At 65.9% G+C, this 1690-nt stretch carries 2 protein-coding genes; one reads left to right on the top strand and one right to left on the bottom strand.

What is annotated here, in order from left to right; all coding sequences use genetic code 11:
- Positions 1-706 (top strand): DMT family transporter (locus EN742_RS34195; protein ID WP_148670492.1); only part of this gene is annotated, 706 nt, incomplete at its 5' end.
- A 28-nt stretch (positions 707-734) separates the two neighbouring features.
- On the opposite strand, the gene ubiG is transcribed toward EN742_RS34195, so the two are convergent.
- Entirely contained in the window at positions 735-1484 is a 750-nt protein-coding gene (gene ubiG / locus EN742_RS34200; RefSeq protein WP_126058145.1) for a bifunctional 2-polyprenyl-6-hydroxyphenol methylase/3-demethylubiquinol 3-O-methyltransferase UbiG, read from the bottom strand.
- Positions 1485-1690 lie beyond the last annotated feature (206 nt).

Raw genomic sequence — 1690 nt, forward strand, 5'->3', positions numbered from 1 at the left:
CTATTTCTTCATCACCGCGGCAGTGTCCTATGCCTTCCCCAATTTGTTGATGTTCTCGGCCATTCCGCATCTCGGCGCCGGTTACACCGGCATCATGTTCACGCTGTCGCCGGTCGTCACGCTGGTGTTCTCGATCCTACTCGGCGTCAGGCGGCCGAATCTGCTCGGTGTCGTCGGCATCGCCGTCGGCTTCGTCGGTGCGGTGATGGTAGCGGTCACGCGCGGCGAGGCCGGCCAGCCGGCCGAGTTCTTCTGGGTGGCGGTCGGGCTGCTGATCCCGGTCAGCCTCGCCGCCGGCAATATCTACCGCACCGTCGACTGGCCCGAAGAGACCGGTCCGATCGAGCTTGCCGTCGGCAGCCATCTGGCCTCGGCCACGCTGCTGCTGGCAGGCATTCTGGCCTTGCTGGGCAAGAGCGCATTTGTCCCGCTCAGCGGCGTGCCGCTGGTGGTCGCCGGCCAGGTGGCGTCGGCCTCGGCGATGTTTGCCTTCTTCTTCCGCCTGCAGGCGGTCGGCGGCCCGGTCTATCTCAGCCAGATCGGCTACGTCGCGGCTGCTGTCGGCCTGTTCGCCGGCACGATCTTCCTTGGCGAGCACTACCAGTTGCTGACCTGGATGGGTGCGATGATCATCACCGCTGGCGTGTTCATCACCACCAGGGCGCAGAGCCAGACCAGTGCCAGGCTGCAGGGTCAGGCAGCGTGAGCTCCGAGATCGATGCCGAGGAGATCGCTCAGACCGATCCCTTTTCGGCCAGCACCATGTAGTTGACGTCCATGTCCTTCGACCGCTGCCAGCGGTCGGCCAGCGGATGGTAGACGACGCCGGTGCGGTCGATGATGGTCAGGCCGGCAGCACCAAGCGCCTTTTCCAGTTCTTCCGGCCGCACCAACTTGCCGAACTGGTGTGTGCCGCGCGGCAGCCAGCGCAGCACATATTCGGCGCCGATGATGGCAAGGCCGAGCGCCTTCAGCGTGCGGTTGATGGTGGCGACGAACATGATGCCGCCGGGCTTGACCATCTGGCCGCATTTGGCGACGAACAGGTCGATGTCGGCGACGTGCTCCACCACTTCCATGTTGAGGATGACGTCGAATGTCTCGCCGGCGTCGGCGAGGTCCTCCGCCGTCGTGGCGCGGTAGTCGACACTGACGCCGACCTCGGCCGCATGCAGCTTTGCCACCTCGATGTTGGTGACGGAAGCGTCGGCGCCGACCACTTCGGCGCCGAGCCTGGCCATCGGCTCGCACAAAAGCCCGCCGCCGCAGCCGATGTCGAGAAAACGCAGGCCCTCGAACGGCCGCGCCGCGCGCGGATCGCGGCCAAAGCGTGCCGCCACCTGGTCGCGGATGTAGGCAAGCCGGACCGGATTGAACTTGTGCAGCGGCCTGAATTTGCCGTTCGGGTTCCACCATTCAGCGGCAAGCGCGGAGAAGCGTTCCACTTCTCCGGCATCGATCGTCGACCGTCGGGGTTCTGACATGGGGCGGGTCTCCTCGAACGCTAGGAAGTCGGTTGCCGGGCCGCGAATGTCAAGGCGGCTTTTCTCGACAGCTGCCATACCGATGCGCGGCGGCGCATCTGGTGACGCCGGCCACATCCTTCAGTCGCGGCAGCTTGGCCGTCGGTCGGCAGGCGCGACGGCGGGTCAACTGGCGAGCGCGACCCCCAGGTGCTTCATGTCGACGC

It is taken from the genome of Mesorhizobium sp. M4A.F.Ca.ET.020.02.1.1 (genome assembly GCF_004022645.1).
GTDB lineage: Bacteria > Pseudomonadota > Alphaproteobacteria > Rhizobiales > Rhizobiaceae > Mesorhizobium.

What these genes read in the sequence shown, in the direction of transcription:
- ubiG (WP_126058145.1), bottom strand. Translation starts at nt 1,484, where the DNA reads ATGTCAGAACCCCGACGGTCGACGATCGATGCCGGAGAAGTGGAACGC.